We start from the raw sequence: 19287 nt of genomic DNA, 5'->3' as shown, positions 1-19287 counted from the left end.
GGGTAACGCCGGGTCCGGGCCTCAGTCGCAGCCGCAACCGCTCGCGGCGACGGGCAGCGGTGCCGGTACGCCGATCTTCGGCAGCCCGAGCAGCACACCCGCCGGCTTGGCGGCCTCCGCGGCGTTGCGCTTCTCCCAGGCGTCGCCCGCGCGCGTGGGACGCACGGCGAGGACGGGGCCCTCGGCGAGGAGGTGGTGCGGGGCGGCGTACGTCACCTCGACCGTGACCACGTCGCCGGGGCGCACCTCCTGCTCCGGCTTGGTGAAGTGGACCAGCCGGTTGTCCGGGGCGCGGCCGGACAGCCGGTGGGTGGCGCCGTCCTTGCGGCCCTCGCCCTCGGCGACCATCAGCTCCAGGGTGCGGCCGACCTGCTTCTTGTTCTCCGCCCAGGAGATCTCCTCCTGGAGGGCGACGAGACGCTCGTAGCGCGCCTGGACGACCTCCTTGGGGATCTGGTCGTCCATGGTCGCGGCGGGCGTGCCGGGCCGCTTGGAGTACTGGAAGGTGAACGCCTGCGTGAACCGTGCCTCGCGCACCGCGTGCAGGGTCTGCTCGAAGTCCTCCTCGGTCTCGCCGGGGAAGCCCACGATGATGTCGGTGGTGATCGCGGCGTGCGGGATGGCGGCGCGTACCTTCTCGATGATCCCGAGGTAGCGCTCCTGCCGGTACGACCGGCGCATCGCCTTCAGGACGGTGTCCGAACCGGACTGGAGCGGCATGTGCAGCTGCGGCATCACGTTCGGGGTCTCGGCCATGGCGGCGATGACGTCGTCGGTGAAGTCGCGCGGGTGCGGGGACGTGAAGCGCACGCGCTCCAGGCCCTCGATCGCGCCGCAGGCCCGCAGCAGCTTGCTGAAGGCCTCGCGGTCGCCGATGTCGGAGCCGTAGGCGTTGACGTTCTGCCCGAGCAGCGTGATCTCGGAGACGCCCTCGGCGACCAGGGCCTCGACCTCGGCGAGGATGTCGCCGGGACGGCGGTCCTTCTCCTTGCCGCGCAGCGCCGGGACGATGCAGAAGGTGCAGGTGTTGTTGCAGCCCACGGAGATCGACACCCAGGCCGCGTACGCGCTCTCGCGCCGGGTCGGCAGCGTGGAGGGGAAGGCCTCCAGCGACTCGGCGATCTCGACCTGCGCCTCCTCCTGCACGCGCGCGCGTTCCAGCAGGACCGGCAGCTTGCCGATGTTGTGCGTGCCGAAGACGACGTCCACCCAGGGCGCCTTCTTCACGATGGTGTCCCGGTCCTTCTGCGCCAGACATCCGCCGACCGCGATCTGCATCCCGGGGCGCTGCGACTTCTTCGGCGCGAGCCGGCCCAGGTTGCCGTAGAGCCGGTTGTCGGCGTTCTCCCGGACCGCGCACGTGTTGAAGACCACGACGTCGGCGTCCCCGTCGGATCCCTCGGGCGCGCGCACGTACCCGGCCTCTTCGAGCAGCCCGGACAATCGCTCGGAGTCGTGGACGTTCATCTGGCACCCGTAGGTGCGCACTTCGTACGTCTTGGATGAGGGGACGTCCACCGCGGGGCTCCGGTCGCTGCTGCTGGTCATTCCTCAAGGGTAGGCGGTCCCGGACGTGCCCCGAGCCGGGCGTGGCCCTGCCGTGCCGGGGTGGGTGCCGCTGCCCAGTTGGTCCGCCAGGCAGGCGAGGTAGAGGGCGGTGGTGGTGCGGTGGTCGCGCAGTGGGCGGCCGGTGAGCTGCTCGATCTTGTTCATCCGGTAGACGACTGTGTTGCGGTGGACGTGCAGGGCGGTCGCGGCCCGTACGAGGGTGAAGCCGCTCTCGCACCAGGCGGTGATCGTTTCGCGGAGGGCCGGCCAGTCCGGCTGGGCGCGCAGGTCCGCCGCGGTGGACTCGAGCAGGCGATGCCGGGCGGACTGGCTCACCGCCGCCAGGATCTGGTGGACCCGCAGCCCGTCGATCGGATGGACGCAGGAGCCGTCCGACCGGCGGGAGCCGAGGCGGAGCGCCTCGCACGCGTCCTGGTAGGAGTCGTGCAGACCGCCGACGGAAGCGGCCGGCTCGCCGATCCCGGCGCGGGCGGCGAGGCCGTCCTGGGCGCGGACGGCGTCGATGACGCGCCGGCAGTCGACCGTCAGGGAGTCCATCGGACGCCGGTCCGGGAAGCGGTGCAGCACGCCGATCCATCCCAGAGCCGTGGCGGCGACGATGTCCTGGGGGTCGGCGAAGACCTCACGGACCGTGCGGAGCAGTTCGGAGCGGACCAGCGCCATGTCCCGGTGCGGGGTGCCCTGGCGGCGGGCCGCCGTGTAGGGCGCGGTCACCTCGAAGGCCACCGCGACCCGGCGCAGTCTCAGGTCGAAGCCGAGTTCGGCGGCCCGGAACACAAGGGTGTCGTCCTCGATGACCTGCGGATCGTACGAGCCGATGTCGGTGAGCAGCTTCTCGGCGGCCCGCTCGGCGAGCAGGCGGGACCGCAGCATCACGGATTCCCGCAGCAGGATCTCCGTCTGGCGCTTGACCAGCAGTCCGAAGCGGCGCACGTGCGCGGGTGTGCCGGTGATGCCCACGGTCCCCACCGCCTGACCGCCCGCGACCAGGGGCAGGGTGACGCCGGGGCGTACTCCCCGCAGCAGCTGAGCCTGCGACGCGGTGTGCGTGGCGGGCTCCTTGGTGCGGATGACCTCGACGGACGCCTCGTGGAACGAGCCGACCCGGCTGCTGTCGCCGCTGCCGATGACCACGCCCTCGGCATCGGTGATGAGCACGTTGAAGCCGATGACGGCGGTGGTGTCCCCGGCGATCTCCTGGGCGAGTGACGGGCTCAGCACAAGCGGTCCTCCCGTCGAAGGGCGGGCTGGGCTTGGACGGACCGTACAGGGGATCGAGCGATTCCAGCCACACATTCGTACGAAGCGAACGGTGACGCGTGGCAGCGCGATGCCTAGCGTATGGGCCCAATCACATCCCCGCCGGGGACACAGCCCGGTGAACGGCGGGGTCCTCCAGTACCGATACGGAAGGCCCGTGCCGATGCTCCGTGTGCGCTCACTCGTCCTGGCCCTGTCCGCCACGCTCATGATGTCCACGGTCGCCGCCTGCGGTTCGGGCGGCGACGACGCCCCCAAGAACGTCTCCGCGAAGACCGCGGCGCTGGGCACGCTCACGCCCGGCGTCATCAAGGTGGCCGTCCAGCCGTACGCGCCCTACACCAGCGTCCAGGGCGGGAAGATCGTCGGCCTCGACGGCGACATCCTCGGCTACGTCGCCAAGAAGCTGGGCCTTCAGATCAAGCCACAGGTCACCGACTTCGCCGGCATGCTCGCCGGGGTGCAGGCCCGCCGCGTGGACATCACCATAGGCGGCGTCGCCTGGTCCGCCGACCGGCAGAAACAGGGCCTGTTCACCGACCCGCCCTACTACTCGCCCCCGGCGATGGCCGTCCGCGACGGGAAGACGTACAAGACGGTCGACGACCTGAAGGGCCTGAACCTGGGCACGGTCGAGGGCTACGTCTGGGTCAAGTCCATCCAGTCCGTGCCCGGCGCCAAGCTGCACGCCTACCCGGACGCCAACGGGGTCTTCGACGATCTCGGCGCGGGCCGCGTCGACGTCGGCTTCCTCGACCCGCTCATCATCATCGCGGCGCAGAAGCAGCGCCCGGACCTGAAGATGACCACGGAGTACCTGACACCGCCGACCGCTGCCGAGGTCAAGGCCAAGCCCGCCTACCAGTACTTCCAGCCGTACCAGACCGGCTTCTACCTCCCGAAGAAGGCGACGAAGCTGGAGAGCGCGATCTCCGCGCAGATCGACGCCATGTACAAGAACGGCGAGATGGCGAAGCTCGTCGAGAAGTACGGCGGCGATCCCGAGCAGTTCCTCAAGCCCTCCGCCGACGTCGCCGCCGCGCGGCGCGGCGTGGACCGGCCGCAGGACTGGACGCCGCCGTCCATCGGACAGTGAGGGGATGACATGTCCGGTCTCTTCCAAGTCCCCTGGTCCGACTACAAGTACGAGCTCTGGCAGGCCCTGGGACGCACCGTGTCCTACACGGCGGCCGGCTTCACCGGCGCGGTCGTCCTCGGACTGGCCGTGGCGCTGCTCCGGCTGAGCAGGGCCTGGCCGGCACGGGCGCTGGCCGCCGTCTACACCGAGGTCTTCAAGAACGTCCCGCTGCTGGCCATCATCTTCCTGACCTACTTCGGCCTGGCCTCGGCCGGGATCCGGCTGGACGTGTTCACGGCCGGCTGCCTGAGCCTCGTCGTCTTCTACGCCGCCTACCTGTCCGAGATCTTCCGGTCCGCGATCAGCGGAGTGCACACAGGGCAGACCGAGGCGGGCGAGGCCCTGGGCCTGGGCAGGGCCGGGATCTTCACCCACGTGATCCTGCCGCAGGCCGTCCGGCAGGCCCTGCCCGGCACCAACACCATGCTGGTCGACCTGCTCAAGTCCACCTCGCTGCTCGTGACGATCTCCGCCGCCGAGCTGATGTCGGAGGGGCGGCTCATCACCTCGGCGACTTTCCGCGCGCTGGAGGTGTACCTGGTCATCTCCGCCGTCTACTTCGCCCTGTGCTACCCGCTCTCCCAGCTCCTTCTGCTGCTGGAGCGGAAGGTACGGGCGGGTGTCCCGCTGTCCCCCTGGCGACGGCGCCGGGTGCGTGCGGCTCGTGCGCTGCTCGCCGCCGATCTCGGCGGGGCAGCCGAACGGAAGGAGGTGACGGCATGACCGAGCCCGTCACCACGGCGAAGACCCTGCCACCCGCCCGTACCGAGGCCGTCGTGCGGATCGAGGGGCTCGGCAAGTCCTTCGACGGCCGCCTGGTCCTCGACGACGTGAGCCTGGAGGTCGACCGCGGCCGTATCGTGAGCGTCATCGGACAGAGCGGCGGCGGCAAGACCACCCTGATGCGCTGCGTCAACCTGCTGGAACGCCCTGACCGGGGCACGGTCGAGGTGGCCGGCGAAGTAGTGCACCAGGGCGGCCGGACGGTCTGCCGCGACCTGCCCCGGCTGCGCCGCAGCGTCGGCATGGTCTTCCAGCGCTTCAACCTCTTCCCGCACCTCACGGCCGTGGAGAACATCGTCCTGGCCCAGCGCAAGGCCGGTGTCCCGCAGCAGCAGGCGCTGGAGACGGCCGTCGCGCTGCTGCGCCGGGTCGGCGTGGCCCACCGCGGGCTCGCCCAGCCCGATCAGCTCTCCGGCGGCGAACAGCAGCGCGTGGCCATCGCCCGGGCGCTGGCGCTCAAGCCCGCGGTCCTGCTCTTCGACGAACCAACGTCCTCCCTGGACCCGGAGGCCACCCGGGAGGTGCTGAGCGTGATGCGGGAACTGGCCGCGGAGGGAATGACGATGCTGCTGGTGACCCATGAACTGCCCTTCGCCCGCGAGGTGTCCGACCACGTCGTGTTCGTCGACGGCGGCCGGATCGTGGAGGCGGGCCGGCCCGAGGACGTGCTCGACCACCCCGCCCACGCACGGACCCGGGAGTTCCTCGCCTCGTACGGATCCGCCTCATGAGCGCTGCGCCCGGCGCGGCCGGCGGGCTCGGCGACGGCCCGGTCGTGGTGGTCGGCGGCGGCGTCGTGGGCCTGTGCACGGCGTACTACCTGGCCGCGGCCGGTGCGCCGGTCGAGGTCGTGGAGCGACGGGACCTGGGCTCGGGGGTGTCGCGGGGCAACGCCGGGTGGGTCTGCCTGAGCCATTCCACGCCCGTCCCCGCGCCGGGCGTGGTCCGCTACGCGCTCCGGTCGCTGGGCCGCCCCGACTCACCGCTGTATCTGCGGCCCCTGCCCGATCCGGCGTTCGTACGGTGGCTGTGGCGGTTCTGGCGCAGCAGTACACCGGCCGCCTTCCGGCGTGGCTACACGGCGATCGCCGAGCTGAACCGCGACACCTTCGGCCTCTTCGAGGGGCTGCGCGAGGCCGGGGTGGAGACGACCCTGGCCCGACCCGGCATGGTGCACGCCTTCCTGTCGCCGGCCGAGGCCCGTCATCACCTCGCCGTCCAGCGGGAGATGGCGGACGGCCGCTACCGGCTCCCCGACGACGTGACCACGGGGGATGACGCCCGGCTGCTGGACGACGCCCTGTCGCCCCGTGTGCGGGCCGCGTATCTCGTCGAAGGGGAAGGCGTGGTGGATCCCGAGGCGTTCGCCCACGGACTCGGCGATGCGCTCGCCGCCTCGGGCGTGAAGATCCACGAGCACGCGGAGGTCACCGGATTCCGCGTCGCCGGGGGGCGCGTCACGGCGCTGCGCACCACCCAGGGCGAGCTCCCCTGCGCGGCCGTCGTCATCGCGGCCGGCATGCGCTCCCCCGACCTGCTGGACCTGCTCGGGCAGCCGCTTCCCCTCCAGGCGGGCAAGGGCTACAGCTTCTCCGTGGACCTGGACCCGGCGCCCCGGCACACCCTGTACTTCGGCGAACGCCGTGCCGTCGCCTCGCCGATCGGCAACACCACGAGGATCGGCGGCACGATGGAGCTGAGCGGCAACAACAACCGCCTCGACTGGCGCCGTGTCGTCGCCGTGGCCCTGGCCAGCCGCCACTACCTGGGCCGCTGGTTCGACGACCCGGACGATCTGGTGGGCCTGATCCGCGACCCATGGGTCGGAGGGCGGCCCTTCCTGCCCGACGGGCTCCCGGTGATCGACCGTGTGCCGGGACACGACAACGCCTTCGCGGCGACCGGCCACGGCATGCTCGGCGTCACGCTCGGCCCCGTCACCGGCCACAGGCTCACCGAGTACGTCCTCACCGGCCGCCGCCCGGAAGTCCTCACGCCCTTCCGCTTCGACCGGCTGCGCCACTGAGCCGCCACTCCGGCAACGGGCCCGAGAGACGCGTGATGCAATGGGGCCACTGAGCGGATCTCGGGCTGGAGTGAGGCGTGTTGAGCGAGGGCGGGGCCGATACGGGGAGTTTCGAGCCGCTGGAGGACGGTGATCCGCGGGTCATCGGCGGGTACCGGCTGATGGCGCGGCTCGGGTCCGGCGGGATGGGGCGGGTGTACCTCTCGCACACGCCGGGCGGGCGGGCCGTCGCGGTCAAGGTGATCCGGCCGGAGCTGGCCGAGAACGCCGAGTTCCGCAAGCGGTTCCGGGCCGAGGTGGCGGCGGCGAGCCGGGTGCACGGGCTCTATACGGCTCCGGTCGTGGACAGCGACACGGAGGGAGCCGTGCCGTGGTGCGCGACCGCCTATGTGCCGGGGCCGTCCCTCGCCGACGCGGTCCGCGACCACGGGCCGCTGCCCGTCGGCACGGTGCTGCGGCTGATCGCCGGTGTCGCGGAGGCGTTGCAGGCGGTGCACCGCGAGGACATCGTGCACCGTGACCTCAAGCCGTCGAACGTGCTGCTCGCCGCCGACGGCCCGCGGGTCATCGACTTCGGTGTCGCGCGGGCCGCGGACGCCACGTCGGTGACACAGAGCGGCGCCACCTTCGGCACGGTCGCCTACATGGCGCCGGAGCAGGTGCTCGGCGGGGTCGCCGCCGCCTCCGCCGACGTGTTCGCCCTGGGGCAGACCGCAGTGTTCGCGGCGACGGGTGCCGGCGCCTTCGGGGACGGGGATCCGCACGCGGTGCTCTATCGGGTGGTGCACGAGGAGCCCGACCTCAGCCGTGTGCCCGAGGAGATACGGGAGTTGGTGGCGCGGTGCCTGCGCAAGCCCGCCGCCGAGCGGCCTTCCGTGGAGGAGGTCATCCGCGCCGTCCAGACGATCCAGGCCGACCGCGGTGACGACGCGCGGCTCGCGTCCGGGGCGTGGCTGCCGGGCGAACTGGCGGCGGGGATCGCGGCTCGGGTGGAAGGCGCTGATCAGGGCCGGGCGGGCGTGGGGGCCGGGCCTGGAACGGCGGCGGGAGCGGGAGCGGCTGAGGGCGCGCAGGCCTCCGCCGGTGCGGGGCCCGTGAGTCCGGGGGAATTCGGGCCTGCGGGTTCCGGCGGTTTCGGACCCGCGGGCAGTCCCGGCGGTTACGGTGCCGTGAGCGGCCCGGGTGGTTACGGCCCCGCCGCGGCCTACTCCCCCACCTCGCCGTCCCCCGCCGTGCCGCACGTGCCCTTCGCGACGCAGCCAGGAGCCGCACCGAATCCGTACGCGCCGTCCCCCTGGGCGCAGTCGCAAGAGGCGGCCTTCGCGCAGACCGCCCCGCAGACCTCTTCCGGACCCACGGGCGGAAAGGGCCGCCGGGCCCGGGTCTGGATGCTGTCGGCGGTCGCCGTCGCCCTCATCGCCGGTGGGGCGACCGTCGCACTGGCGTTCGCCCCACGGGAGGGCGACAAGAGCGACGGCCGGGTGCAGGAGGCGGGCACGTCCCGGTCGGCCACGGCAACCGCCACCGAGGCGTCGCCGTCGGCGTCCGGCTCCCCGTCCACCCGGGCCTCGAAGAAGCCGAAGCCCACCAAGTCCGCTCCGCCGCCCAGCCCTTCGGGGCCCGCGACGCCCACACGGACCGCGACCTCGGCTCCCCCGACTGCCGCGACCGGCGAGCCCGCGGCCTCGAAGGCCCCTGTCGCGACCGCGTACTCCGGGATCCGGATGACCGCGAGCCACGACCTGTACCTGGCGGACTCCCCCGTGCGGTCCAAGGCGGACACCGGGACCTCCGACGAGGATCTGACGTACGCCGTCTACTCCTCGGGCGCGGTCCTCGCCCCCGGCACCGACTCCGGCAGCTCCCTCGCGCTGCTGCCCGCGGGACGGCAGGGCGGCCTCGACGCGTGCAAGGCCGCGACCGGCTACAAGAGCTACATCTGGGTCAAGGACCTGGCCGTCGGCCAGCAGATGTGCGTCATCAGCGGGACGGGGCACGTGGGGCTGGTGACGTACCGGGGCTCGTCCGGGACGACGTACGCGACCCTGGACGTGAAGGTGTGGCGCGACGCGGCCTGAGGCCACGGACCGGGCGCGGCCTCGTGTCGGTCAGGCGCCGTCGGGGGCCCACCCCTGGCGGCGCAGGACGGCCGACACGTCCGGCGCCCGGTAGTGCTCGCCCTTGAGGACCTTGCCGTCGGCGCGGCGGGCTATCTGTCCGTCGGGACCCAGCTTGCTCATGTTGGCGCGGTGGATCTCGGCGATCACCTGGTCGAGGTCGACCCCGTGCACCAGGGCCGTGCCGTACGCCACGTAGACCACGTCGGCCAGTTCGTGCGCGAGCCGGTCGAGCGGGCCGGTGACCGACACCTCGGCGACCTCCGCGGCCTCCTCGGCGAGCAGTTCCCCGCGGTGCGCGGCCAGCTCGGGTGCCACCTCGGCCGGCGCGGTGCGGGCGTCGAGGCCGAAGGCGCGGTGGAACTCACGGACGAGGTCGGCGGGCGAAGAACTCATGTGGCGACTCTAACGGCCACCACTGACAGTCCCCCGTCGCTCGCCCCGCGCTGGTCAGGACCGCGGGCGGCTGGCAGGATCGCGCGCATGTCCAAGGTGTTCCCCCGTATCAGCAGGCGCCGGGCCCTCCAGGGCGCGGCGGCCGGCTTCGTGGTCTTCGGGCTGCTGCTGTGGTGGCTGCTGCCCCTGGGCGAGAACCCGCCGAGCGGGACGATCACCTTCAGCACCGGGGGGTCCCGGGGTGTCTACCAGGAGTACGGCGACCGGCTGCGCAAGGAGTTCCGCAAGGACATGCCGGGGCTGAAGGTGAAGCTGCTGGAGAGCGCCGGTTCACAGCAGAATGTGCGGCGCGTGGCCACGGGGAAGGCCGACTTCACCATCGCGGCGGCCGACGCGGTGGAGACGTACGAGCTGGAGCACCGCAGTGGCGCCGGGCAGTTGCGCGGTGTGGCGCGGCTCTACGACGACTACGTGCAGCTGATCGTGCCGCGCGACTCGGACATCACGACGGTTACGGACCTGCGGCACAAGCGGGTGGCGATCGGGCTGCCCAACTCGGGTGTCCGGCTGATCGCCGACCGGGTCCTCAAGGCCGCGGGGATCGACCCCGACAAGGACATCACCCCGATGTCCGACGGCATCGACACCGGCCCCGGCCGGCTGCGGCACGACAAGATCGACGCGTTCTTCTGGTCGGGCGGGCTGCCCACCAACGGCCTGGTCGAGCTCGCCAGGAAGTTCCCCTTCCGGTTCATTCCGATCGACGGCGGGGTGGTCACCAGGCTGCACGCCGAGGGGGACGTCGCCCGCTACTACCGGACGACCAACATGCCCCAGTCGGCCTATCCCTCCCTGCGGCAGAGCTCCACCGTCCCCACCATCGCGGTGTCCAACCTGCTGATGACCCGCAAGGACATGGATCCCCGGCTCACCGAATGGATCACCCGCATCGTGATCAAGAGCCGTGACGGCATAGGCGCCCACGTCCACTCCGCCCAGCTCGTCGACCTGCGGACAGCGATCTACACCGACCCCCTCGCCCTGCACGAGGGCGCGCGCCGCTACTACCGGTCGGTGAAGCCCTAGCGGTGTCGTTCGGATCAGCCCCGGTGCGCGGGTCCGTTCCTCGGCACCGTGACCGTCACCCGCAGTCCCTGCTGCTCGTGGTGGGCGTACGTGATGGAGCCGCCGGACGCCGTGAGCAGGGCGCGGCTGATGGACAGGCCCAGGCCCGAGCCCTTGACGTTCTGATGGCGGCCGCTGCGCCAGAAGCGGTCGCCGACCCGGGCGAGTTCCTCGTCGGTGAGGCCGGGGCCGGTGTCGGTGACGACGACCGTCGAGGTCTCGCCGTTGGAGGAGACGGCCACCTCGACCTTGCCTCCCTCGGGGGTGAACTTCACCGCGTTGTCGATCACGGCGTCCAGCGCGCTGGACAGCGCGATCGGATCGGCCCAGCCGGTGGCGGGCGGACAGTCGCCGGCCAGCCGGACGGCCTTGACCTCGGCGGCCGGCGCCCAGGCGGCCACTCGCTCGGCGGCCAGCTGGCCGATGTCGGTGAGCCGGACGTCCGCCTCGGCGTGCTCGGCCAGCGCCAGGTCGAGCAGGTCGTCGAGGACCTGCGCGAGACGCTTGCCCTCGGTCCGGACCGAGGCGATCTCCTCGTTGTCCTCGGGCAGTTCGAGGGCGAGCAGTTCGATGCGCAGCAGCAGCGCCGCGAGCGGGTTGCGCAACTGGTGCGAGGCGTCGGCGACGAAGGCGCGCTGCTGCTCCAGCACGTCCTCGACGTTGTCCGCCATCTCGTTGAACGACCGGGCCAGCCGCCTGAGTTCCGGCGGGCCGCCGGCCACCGCGACGCGGGACTTCAGGCGTCCCGTGGCGATGTCGTGGGTGGTGGCGTCGAGGACCCGTACGGGCAGGAGCACCCAGCCGGTCAGCCGCAGCGCGGCGCCGACGGCCAGCAGCATCGCGGCGATCTCGCCCGCGCCGATGAGCAGCCAGCCGTGCAGGATCCGTGAGCGCATCGCACCGGTGGGCGAGTCGGTGACCACCACCGCCACGACGTCGCCGTCCCGGATCACCGGCGAGGCGACGACGAGACGCGTGCGCTGCCAGGGCCACACCTGCCTCGGGTCGTGGCTGCGCCGGCTGAGCAGGGCCTCCTGGAAGGCGTCCCGCATCACACCCTGGTCGGGCAGAATCCAGTCGTCGGGCGCGTTGGCCATCGCCGAGCCGTTGCGGTAGAAGACGCCCGCGCGAATGCCGTAGACGCCGTAGTAGCTGGCGAGTTCGCGGCGCAGGGTCTCGGTGCGCTCGTCGACGCCCGTGGGGCTGGATCCGCCGGCCCCGTCGGTGACGAACTGGGCGAGCGCCGCGAAGCGGGCCGTGTCGTCGATCCGGTCGACGACCACGCGCTGCTGCTGGGCCGCCGCCACACTGACGGCGAGCGGGAAGCCGAGGGCCAGCAGTACGGCCGCCATCAGCACGATGAGCAGCGGGAGGAGCCTGGTGCGCACCCGTCCCCGCTAGGCGGCCGGGGCGACGAGGCGGTAGCCGACGCCGCGTACGGTCTCGATCAGCGCGGGCATGCGCAACTTGGCGCGCAGGGAGGCGACGTGCACTTCCAGGGTGCGTCCCGTGCCCTCCCAGCTCGTCTGCCACACCTCGCTGATGATCTGTTCCCGGCGGAAGACCACTCCGGGGCGCTGGGCGAGCAGGGCGAGGAGATCGAACTCCTTGCGGGTCAGTTGGACGACCGAACCGTCCACGCTGACCTGGCGGGTGGGCAGCTCGATGTGTACGGCACCGAGTCGCAGCACGCTCTCGCCGTCCGGCCCGGCTTCCTCGTGGGCGGTGCGCCGGCTGACGGCGTGGATCCGGGCGAGCAGTTCCCCGGTGTCGTACGGCTTCACCACGTAGTCGTCGGCGCCGAGATTGAGGCCGTGGATGCGGGAGCGGACGTCGGAGCGGGCGGTGACCATGATCACCGGGGTGCTGGTGCGCTTGCGGATCTTGCCGCAGACCTCGTAACCGTCCTGGTCCGGCAGGCCCAGGTCGAGCAGGACGACGCCGAAGCCGTCGCCTTCCGGGACGAGGGCCTGGAGGGCCTCCTCGCCGCTGCGCGCGTGGGTGACGTCGAACCCGTGCCGCTTGAGGACCGCGGACAGAGCTGCGGCGACATGGTTGTCGTCCTCGACGAGCAGCAGTCTCATCCCGGCCCCCTCCGGTTCGAACGGTCGTAGTCTCTGGTTGTAGAAATCCGTAGAACATCGCGTGCACGCGCGCGTGCACCAAGGCAGTCACGCTGATGGACGACTACGGCGTCAAGAGGGTTCCGGTTGCCCGCGACTTCCGTTACCCGGCCGATACGCACACCCGTCGCAACTGCTACGACACGTGTCCGATTGCTATCGGATCGTGATGCTCAGATTCCCCTCAGATGTAATGACGCAGGTCATTCGGCCTCACTACTGTCCTCCGAAACCGAGGAGGACGGAGCCTGAAAGCGATGACCGAAGTATCGGTGGCCAAGGAAGACGTGGCCGCGACCGGCGAACTGGTCGTCCTGAAGAGCGTCAACAAGCACTTCGGCGCGTTGCACGTGCTCCAGGACATCGATCTGACGATCACCCGCGGCGAGGTCGTCGTGGTCATCGGGCCCTCCGGGTCCGGCAAGTCCACCCTGTGCCGCACCATCAACCGGCTGGAGACCATCGACTCGGGCACCATCACGATCGACGGCAAGCCCCTTCCCCTGGAGGGCAAGGAGCTGGCGCGGTTGCGGGCGGACGTCGGGATGGTCTTCCAGTCCTTCAACCTCTTCGCACACAAGACCGTGCTGGAGAACGTGATGCTGGGCCAGATCAAGGTCCGCAAGACCGACAAGAAGCAGGCCGAGGACAAGGCCCGCGCCCTGCTCGACCGGGTCGGTGTGGGCACCCAGGCCGACAAGTACCCCGCGCAGCTCTCCGGCGGCCAGCAGCAGCGCGTGGCCATCGCCCGAGCGCTGGCGATGGGCCCGAAGGTCATGCTCTTCGACGAGCCGACCTCGGCCCTCGACCCCGAGATGATCAACGAGGTCCTCGAGGTCATGCAGCAGCTCGCCCGGGAGGGCATGACGATGGTCGTCGTCACCCATGAGATGGGTTTCGCACGATCGGCTGCAAACCGAGTGGTCTTCATGGCGGACGGCCGCATTGTCGAACAGGCTGCGCCCGACCAGTTCTTCAGCAATCCGCGCAGTGACCGGGCCAAGGACTTCCTGTCGAAGATCCTGCACCACTGACGGCTCGCGGCGCGCCTCACGCTCTGTGTTCACCCGGGCCGAGGGCCCGCATCTCCTCACCACACGAAGGATGTTCACCATGAAGCTCCGCAAGGTCACCGCCGCCTCGGCCGTCGTGCTCGCCCTCGCCATGGCCGCCACGGCGTGCGGCGAGAACAAGAAGGACAAGGAGAGCGGCTCCTCCGGCAGCGGTGGCGGCAACAAGATCGCCATCGGCATCAAGTACGACCAGCCCGGTATCGGCCAGAAGACCCCTCAGGGCTACTCGGGCTTCGACGTGGACGTGGCGACGTACGTGGCCAAGAAGCTCGGCTACAACGCGGACCAGATCGAGTGGAAGGAGTCGAAGAGCGCCGACCGCGAGACGATGCTCAAGCGCGGTGACGTCGACTTCATCGCCGCCTCCTACTCGATCACGCCGGAGCGCCAGAAGCTGGTCGACTTCGCCGGCCCGTACCTGCTCGCCCACCAGGACGTGCTGGTCCGCGCGGACGACAACAGCATCAAGTCGCCCTCGGACCTGAACAAGAAGAAGCTCTGTTCCGTGACCGGCTCCACGTCGGCGCAGAACGTCCACGACAAGCTGGCCCCCAAGGCGCAGCTCCAGCAGTACCCGACCTACTCCGCGTGCCTCACCGGTCTGCAGAACAAGGCCATCGACGCCCTGACCACCGACGACTCGATCCTCGCCGGTTACGCCTCCCAGGCGCAGTTCAAGGGCAAGTTCAAGCTCGGCGGTCTCAAGATGACCAACGAGAACTACGGCATCGGCGTCAAGAAGGGCAGCGACCTCAAGGCCAAGATCAACAAGGCGCTGGAGTCGATGGTCTCCGACGGTTCCTGGCAGAAGGCCGTGGACAAGAACTTCGGTCCGGCCGGCTACAAGAACGAGCCCGCCCCGAAGATCGGCGACGTCAAGAGCTGAGGCAGTGCCCGCCGGTGCGCCGTCCGGCGACGGCGCACCGGGGGCATCCCTACACGCGGAAGCGCGGGAGATCGTGTTCGACTTCGTTGACAATTACGACGTGCTGGGAGCCTTCTGGACGACGGTGCAGCTGGCCCTGCTGTCCGCCGTCGGCTCCCTGATCTGGGGCACCCTGCTGGCCGCCATGCGGGTCAGCCCGGTGCCGCTGATGCGCGGTTTCGGGACCGCCTACGTGAACATCGTGCGGAACATCCCGCTCACGGTGATCATTCTGTTCACCTCGCTCGGCCTCTTCCAGACGCTGAACGTCACCCTCGGCGCCGGAGACGACTTCAAGACGGCCAACTTCCGGCTGGCCGTGCTCGGCCTGATCGTCTACACCTCGGCCTTCGTGTGCGAGGCGCTGCGCTCCGGCATCAACACCGTCCCGGTCGGGCAGGCGGAGGCGGCGCGGGCCATCGGCCTGAGCTTCACTCAGGTGCTGGGACTGGTCGTCCTTCCACAGGCCTTCCGGGCCGCGGTCGGCCCGCTGACCAACGTCCTGATCGCGCTGACGAAGAACACGACGGTGGCTGCCGCGATCGGCGTGGCGGAAGCGGCGTACGTGATGAAGGAAATGCTCGACAAAGAAGCCCAGCTGATGGCGATCTCCGCGGTCATCGCCCTCGGCTTCTGCTGCCTGACGCTGCCGACCGGTCTGATCCTCGGCTGGGTGGGCAAGAAGGTGGCGGTGAAGCGATGAGCTCGGTCCTGTACGACGCCCCGGGCCCAGGCGCCAAGCGGCGCAACATCCTGTACACGGTGGGCTTCCTGGTGGCCTTCGCCGCCGTCGTGTGGTGGGTCTACAGCGCCCTCTCCGACAAGGGCCAGTTGGAGTGGGTGCTGTGGAAGCCGTATCTCGGCGGCAGCACCGAGGCCTATTCCACGTACATCTGGCCCGGTCTGCAGAACACGCTGAAGGCCGCGGCACTGGCCATGGTCATCGCGCTGCCGCTGGGTGCCGTCTTCGGCATAGCCAGGCTCTCGGACCACGTCTGGATCCGCGTACCGGCCGCGGCCGTGGTCGAGTTCTTCCGGGCCATCCCCGTGCTGATCCTGATGATCTTCGGGAACGCCCTGTACGCCGACTACACCGACATCAGTTCGGACGACCGTCCGCTGTTCGCGGTCGTCACGGGCCTCGTGCTGTACAACGCGTCGGTGCTCGCGGAGGTCGTCCGGGCGGGCATCCTCTCGCTGCCCAAAGGCCAGTCCGAGGCCGCGATGGCGATCGGGCTGCGCAAGAACCAGATGATGCGGCTCGTCCTGCTGCCGCAGGCTGTCACCGTCATGCTCCCGGCGATCGTCAGCCAGCTCGTGGTGATCGTGAAGGACACGGCTCTCGGCGGCGCGGTCCTCACCTTCCCCGAGCTGCTCTCCGCGGCCAACACGATGAGCGGCTACTACGGTGCCAACACCATCGCCTCCTTCACCATCGTGGCCTTGATCTTCCTGGCGCTCAACTTCTCCCTCACGAGCTTCGCGACCTGGCTGGAGGGCCGGCTGCGACGCGGCAAGAAGTCCACGGGCGCGGTGCTGGCGCCCAACGACGCGTCGATCGAGGGCACCGCGGGGACGGGCGCCGGCGGTGCGGGAGGCCCTGGCATGGGCGCACTCTGACGTTCTTGAGTCGGTCCCCGGGGTCCTTGACTCGGTCCCCGGGCCAAGTCCGGTCGTCCAAGGGGTGGCACGCATGAGTGCCACCCCTTCTGATCTTCCCGACCGCCACCCCACTCCGTCGCTTGACGCAAACACCGCCAATGGGTTGCATACGTTCTGTGATCGTGCACCCTGCTCCACCTTTTTGTTCACACTCATCCTTCAGGGCACCGCTGCGGGCAGGGGGCGACGCGCCGTGGACCCGGTGATCATCGTCGGAGCGGGACCCGTCGGGCTCACGCTCGCGCTGGCGCTGGCCCGCCAGGAGGTGCCGTGCGTCGTCCTGGACGAGGGACCGGGCAAGGACGAACCACGGCTCGCGCGTACGGTAGTCCTGCGTGAGGACACCGCCGCACTGATGGAACGGCTGACCGGCGTCCCGCTCGGCGAGCGGGGTGTCCACTGGGCCGGATGGCGGTCGATGCGGCGCAAGCAGGTGATGCGTGAGATCACCTTCGGCCTTCCGGCCGAGGCAGCCAAGGACGCCGAGGCCACCGGGGCGGGCGAGGTCTCCGAGGAAGGGGCAGACGGAGGAACCGGTCCCGCCCCGCTGCACCTCGCCCAGCATGAGCTGACCGGCGCGCTGCGTGCCGCTGCTGCCCGCGAGCCGCTGGTGAAGGTCGCCGTGGACAGCCGCGTGGACGCGATCGAGCAGGAGCGTTCCGGCGTCGCCGCGCACACCCGGGGGCCCAGCGGCACCTGGTGGCGCGGCAGTTACCTGGTCGGCTGCGACGGCCCGCGTTCTACCGTGCGCAAGCTGCAGGACATCCGCTTCCCGGGCCGGACGGCGGTGGAACGACACGCCGTAGCCGCCCTGCGCGTGGAACTTCCGCGGCCGGGTCGTGCGTTGCTCCATCGGATGCCGCCGTGGCGGACGTCCGGCCCCTCGGCCGCGGAGGTGACCGCCCGCCCCCTCCCGGACGGGGTGTGGCGTCTGGACTGGCTGCTGCCACCAGGCAAGGACCTGGTCACGCCCGAGCTGCTGGTAGCCCGCGTCCGCGAGACCCTCGCGGGCTGGACGGACGGCACCACACCGCCGTACGAACTCCTCGACACCGGAGTCCACACGGTGCACCACCGGCTGGCCCGCCGGTGGCGCGTCGGCCGGGTCCTCCTCGCCGGGGACGCGGCCCATCTGCTCGGCGCGCTGGGCACCCAGGGTCTGGACGAGGGGCTCCGGGACGCCGACAACCTCGCCTGGAAGCTGGCGCGCGTCTGGCACCACGGCCCGCACGAGCCGCTGCTCGACAGCTACCAGGCCGAGCGGCGCGCCGTGATCGCCGCCAGGCTGCGCGCCGCCGACCAGGCGCTGCCGGTGCTGCGCGGCGGCGGTGGGCTGCGCGCGTACGTCCCCGGCACCGCCCGGGGGCACGACGCACTGCTCATGGACGCTCATCTCGGGCGTGGGCCGCTCGGCGCGCCGGGGACGTACGTCGACTCGCCGCTCGCGCCCCCGCACATCGAGGGCGAGATCACCGTCGGCACCCCGCCCGGCGCGCAGGTGAGCGACGTTCGGGTCACGGCGGAGGACGGCACCTTCGTACGGCTGCGGGACCGGCTCGGCCGCGGCGCGCTGCTCGTCGTCCTGATCGCGCCGGGCACGGGTGTGTGGGACCGCAAGCACTGGGTGACCGCCGGGGTCATGCCCCGGCTCGCGGGCGCGGTGACCGCGCTGCCGCACCCCGCCGAGCTGCTGGTCGCCGAGAGCTATCCGGGTGCGCCCGCGCACAGCGTGCTGCTCGTACGCCCGGACGGCCACCTGGTGACCGCGCTGAGCGGGGTCCGCCCGGCCGATCTGTACACGGCGGCGGAGGCGGCGGTGGGCGGCCCGGCTGCGGCGAAGGGTGAGGAGGACACGGACGCCGATGTCGGCGCGGAAGCGCAGGCCGGGGCGGGCTCCGGCGCGCGTTGAGCGCACATACAGTCACACTGTGGTCCACATAGTGACTGTGAGTTGACCGGTGGACGCCGCCAATGGTGTACTCCGGACCATGACCGACACCGATGTGCGCCTGTGGCGGAGGGTCCATATGGACCTCGTCCGCTATGCGGGCTGCGTGTGTCGCCCGTCCTGCTGAATTCGCTTCCCCTTTTCTCTCCGGGCGCCCCGTTGGGCGCCCCTTCGGCGAACGTTCTTCAGGACGGTGCACGTGTCTGTCTCTCCCCCCGTGTCCGCGGCCGTTTCGGCACCCACGCAGGCGGATCTCCTCGACTTCGTACGGCGTACGGCCGCCGACGCCGAGCTCGTCGCCTCGCTCCCGCTCGACCCGGAGGGCCGCACCTGGGTGCGGCTCGAAGGCCCTGGCGGCAGTGAGGCCTGGCTGATCGGCTGGCCGCCGGGCACCGGCACCGGCTGGCACGACCACGCCGACTCGGTCGGCGCGTTCCTCACCGCGGCCGGCGAGCTGAAGGAGAACTCGCTCGCCGCCCGGCTGCCCACCGACGGCTGGAAGACCCTGGAGCTCAGCGACGACGTGGACCGCGAGCGGCGGCTGCCGGCCGGCAAGGGCCGCTCCTTCGGCCGCCACCACGTCCACGAGGTGCTCAACGAGTCCACCGAGCGGCACGCGATCTCCGTACACGCCTACTACCCGCCGCTGCCCCAGATCCGCCGTTACAGTCGCACCGGACAGGTGCTCCGGCTGGAGCAGGTCGAGCGCCCGGAGGACTGGCAGTGAGCAGGACAGGACAGCCGCCCGGCATCGACGAATTGCTGGAGCGCGTGCGCGCGGACTACCGGCGCATCGAGGCGCGGGAGGCGTACGAGGCGGCGCAGGCGGGTGACGCGCTCCTGGTCGACATCCGGTACGCCGCCCTGCGCGACCGGGACGGCCTGATTCCCGGCGCCCTGGTCATCGAGCGCAACGAACTCGAGTGGCGCCTCGACCCCCGAGGCAGCCACCGGGTTCCCGAGGCGACCGGTCACGACCGGCACATCGTGGTGATCTGCAACGAGGGCTACGCGTCCAGCCTGGCCGCCGCCTCCCTGCACCAGCTGGGGCTGCACCGAGCGACCGACCTGGTCGGCGGGTTCCAGGCGTGGAAGGCGGCGGGGCTGCCGGTGGTGCCGGAACCCGCATGACGGCCTGGCCG

Annotated in this window: 19 protein-coding genes; 14 read left to right on the top strand and 5 right to left on the bottom strand. The window is 71.0% G+C overall.

Annotated features, from left to right (window positions below; translation table 11 throughout):
* Positions 1–21: 21 nt before the first annotated feature.
* Together miaB and ABZ915_RS11600 are read right to left on the bottom strand one after the other, a co-directional pair.
* The gene (miaB, locus tag ABZ915_RS11605; RefSeq protein WP_361799646.1) at positions 22–1548 is read right to left on the bottom strand and encodes a tRNA (N6-isopentenyl adenosine(37)-C2)-methylthiotransferase MiaB; all 1527 of its coding nucleotides are present in this window, start codon (positions 1546–1548) and stop codon (positions 22–24) included.
* A gap of 3 nt (positions 1549–1551) precedes the next feature.
* Positions 1552–2790 (bottom strand): sugar diacid recognition domain-containing protein, encoded by a 1239-nt coding sequence (locus ABZ915_RS11600; RefSeq protein WP_361799643.1) that lies wholly within the window; start codon positions 2788–2790, stop codon positions 1552–1554.
* 202 nt (positions 2791–2992) lie between these two features.
* Between ABZ915_RS11600 and ABZ915_RS11595 the strand changes: the two genes are divergently transcribed.
* The 5 genes from ABZ915_RS11595 (at position 2993) to ABZ915_RS11575 (ending at position 8854) form a co-directional block, all read left to right on the top strand.
* A complete protein-coding gene (locus tag ABZ915_RS11595) occupies positions 2993–3925 on the top strand; it encodes a transporter substrate-binding domain-containing protein (RefSeq protein ID WP_361800967.1) in 933 nt (310 codons plus the stop codon).
* Positions 3926–3934: 9 nt separating this feature from the next.
* The gene (locus tag ABZ915_RS11590; RefSeq protein WP_361799640.1) at positions 3935–4690 is read left to right on the top strand and encodes an amino acid ABC transporter permease; all 756 of its coding nucleotides are present in this window, start codon (positions 3935–3937) and stop codon (positions 4688–4690) included.
* Positions 4687–5481, top strand: a complete 795-nt coding sequence (locus tag ABZ915_RS11585; RefSeq protein WP_361799637.1) for an amino acid ABC transporter ATP-binding protein — start codon at positions 4687–4689, stop codon at positions 5479–5481. Before ABZ915_RS11590 ends, ABZ915_RS11585 begins: the two co-directional genes overlap by 4 nt.
* Positions 5478–6776 (top strand): FAD-dependent oxidoreductase, encoded by a 1299-nt coding sequence (locus tag ABZ915_RS11580; RefSeq protein WP_361799634.1) that lies wholly within the window; start codon positions 5478–5480, stop codon positions 6774–6776. Before ABZ915_RS11585 ends, ABZ915_RS11580 begins: the two co-directional genes overlap by 4 nt.
* Positions 6777–6853: 77 nt before the next feature.
* Positions 6854–8854, top strand: a complete 2001-nt coding sequence (locus tag ABZ915_RS11575; protein WP_361799631.1) for a protein kinase — start codon at positions 6854–6856, stop codon at positions 8852–8854.
* Between the two features lie 30 nt (positions 8855–8884).
* Here the strand turns inward: ABZ915_RS11575 and ABZ915_RS11570 are convergent, their stop codons facing one another.
* A complete protein-coding gene (locus ABZ915_RS11570) occupies positions 8885–9289 on the bottom strand; it encodes a MazG nucleotide pyrophosphohydrolase domain-containing protein (protein ID WP_361799628.1) in 405 nt (134 codons plus the stop codon).
* Between the two features lie 87 nt (positions 9290–9376).
* On the opposite strand from ABZ915_RS11570, the gene ABZ915_RS11565 reads away from it, so the two are divergent.
* Positions 9377–10375, top strand: coding sequence for a TAXI family TRAP transporter solute-binding subunit (locus ABZ915_RS11565; protein WP_361799625.1), 999 nt, complete (start codon positions 9377–9379; stop codon positions 10373–10375).
* Between the two features lie 14 nt (positions 10376–10389).
* On the opposite strand, the gene ABZ915_RS11560 is transcribed toward ABZ915_RS11565, so the two are convergent.
* Together ABZ915_RS11560 and ABZ915_RS11555 are read right to left on the bottom strand one after the other, a co-directional pair.
* Entirely contained in the window at positions 10390–11802 is a 1413-nt protein-coding gene (locus ABZ915_RS11560) for a HAMP domain-containing sensor histidine kinase (protein WP_361799622.1), read from the bottom strand.
* A gap of 9 nt (positions 11803–11811) precedes the next feature.
* Entirely contained in the window at positions 11812–12498 is a 687-nt protein-coding gene (locus ABZ915_RS11555; protein WP_361799619.1) for a response regulator transcription factor, read from the bottom strand.
* A 296-nt stretch (positions 12499–12794) separates the two neighbouring features.
* Here ABZ915_RS11555 and ABZ915_RS11550 point away from each other — a divergent pair, with 296 nt between their 5' ends.
* The 8 genes from ABZ915_RS11550 (at position 12795) to ABZ915_RS11515 (ending at position 19276) form a co-directional block, all read left to right on the top strand.
* The gene (locus ABZ915_RS11550; RefSeq protein WP_361799616.1) at positions 12795–13571 is read left to right on the top strand and encodes an amino acid ABC transporter ATP-binding protein; all 777 of its coding nucleotides are present in this window, start codon (positions 12795–12797) and stop codon (positions 13569–13571) included.
* A gap of 79 nt (positions 13572–13650) precedes the next feature.
* Positions 13651–14496 (top strand): glutamate ABC transporter substrate-binding protein, encoded by an 846-nt coding sequence (locus tag ABZ915_RS11545; RefSeq protein ID WP_361799613.1) that lies wholly within the window; start codon positions 13651–13653, stop codon positions 14494–14496.
* A gap of 73 nt (positions 14497–14569) precedes the next feature.
* Positions 14570–15238 (top strand): amino acid ABC transporter permease, encoded by a 669-nt coding sequence (locus ABZ915_RS11540; protein ID WP_361799610.1) that lies wholly within the window; start codon positions 14570–14572, stop codon positions 15236–15238.
* On the top strand, positions 15235–16155 hold the full coding sequence (locus ABZ915_RS11535; protein WP_361799607.1) for an amino acid ABC transporter permease: 921 nt from the start codon (positions 15235–15237) through the stop codon (positions 16153–16155). The genes ABZ915_RS11540 and ABZ915_RS11535 overlap by 4 nt, the downstream gene beginning before the upstream one ends.
* 235 nt (positions 16156–16390) lie before the next feature.
* Complete coding sequence (locus ABZ915_RS11530) at positions 16391–18106, top strand: FAD-dependent monooxygenase (RefSeq protein WP_361799604.1); 1716 nt, start codon at positions 16391–16393, stop codon at positions 18104–18106.
* 79 nt (positions 18107–18185) lie between these two features.
* Positions 18186–18272: a putative leader peptide gene (locus tag ABZ915_RS11525; protein ID WP_311605579.1), complete on the top strand. Its 87-nt coding sequence runs from the start codon at positions 18186–18188 to the stop codon at positions 18270–18272.
* A gap of 72 nt (positions 18273–18344) precedes the next feature.
* Positions 18345–18872, top strand: coding sequence for a cysteine dioxygenase (locus tag ABZ915_RS11520; protein ID WP_361799601.1), 528 nt, complete (start codon positions 18345–18347; stop codon positions 18870–18872).
* Entirely contained in the window at positions 18863–19276 is a 414-nt protein-coding gene (locus ABZ915_RS11515) for a rhodanese-like domain-containing protein (RefSeq protein WP_361800964.1), read from the top strand. Before ABZ915_RS11520 ends, ABZ915_RS11515 begins: the two co-directional genes overlap by 10 nt.
* The last annotated feature ends 11 nt before the right edge of the window (positions 19277–19287 follow it).

The sequence above is a fragment of the Streptomyces sp. NPDC046915 genome (assembly GCF_040644935.1).
In the GTDB taxonomy this organism is placed as follows: domain Bacteria; phylum Actinomycetota; class Actinomycetes; order Streptomycetales; family Streptomycetaceae; genus Streptomyces.
The sequence above is the reverse complement of the archived record's forward strand: the minus strand, read 5'-3'. Positions and strand labels throughout refer to the sequence as shown.

Excerpts from the sequence above, each read along its gene's own strand:
- ABZ915_RS11525 (WP_311605579.1), top strand. The coding sequence starts at position 18,186 with ATGACCGACACCGATGTGCGCCTGTGGCGGAGGGTCCATATGGACCTC.
- miaB (WP_361799646.1), bottom strand. The coding sequence starts at position 1,548 with ATGACCAGCAGCAGCGACCGGAGCCCCGCGGTGGACGTCCCCTCATCC.
- ABZ915_RS11555 (WP_361799619.1), bottom strand. The coding sequence starts at position 12,498 with ATGAGACTGCTGCTCGTCGAGGACGACAACCATGTCGCCGCAGCTCTG.
- ABZ915_RS11590 (WP_361799640.1), top strand. The coding sequence starts at position 3,935 with ATGTCCGGTCTCTTCCAAGTCCCCTGGTCCGACTACAAGTACGAGCTC.
- ABZ915_RS11550 (WP_361799616.1), top strand. The coding sequence starts at position 12,795 with ATGACCGAAGTATCGGTGGCCAAGGAAGACGTGGCCGCGACCGGCGAA.
- ABZ915_RS11545 (WP_361799613.1), top strand. The coding sequence starts at position 13,651 with ATGAAGCTCCGCAAGGTCACCGCCGCCTCGGCCGTCGTGCTCGCCCTC.
- ABZ915_RS11595 (WP_361800967.1), top strand. The coding sequence starts at position 2,993 with ATGCTCCGTGTGCGCTCACTCGTCCTGGCCCTGTCCGCCACGCTCATG.
- ABZ915_RS11570 (WP_361799628.1), bottom strand. The coding sequence starts at position 9,289 with ATGAGTTCTTCGCCCGCCGACCTCGTCCGTGAGTTCCACCGCGCCTTC.
- ABZ915_RS11585 (WP_361799637.1), top strand. The coding sequence starts at position 4,687 with ATGACCGAGCCCGTCACCACGGCGAAGACCCTGCCACCCGCCCGTACC.
- ABZ915_RS11580 (WP_361799634.1), top strand. The coding sequence starts at position 5,478 with ATGAGCGCTGCGCCCGGCGCGGCCGGCGGGCTCGGCGACGGCCCGGTC.
- ABZ915_RS11565 (WP_361799625.1), top strand. The coding sequence starts at position 9,377 with ATGTCCAAGGTGTTCCCCCGTATCAGCAGGCGCCGGGCCCTCCAGGGC.
- ABZ915_RS11535 (WP_361799607.1), top strand. The coding sequence starts at position 15,235 with ATGAGCTCGGTCCTGTACGACGCCCCGGGCCCAGGCGCCAAGCGGCGC.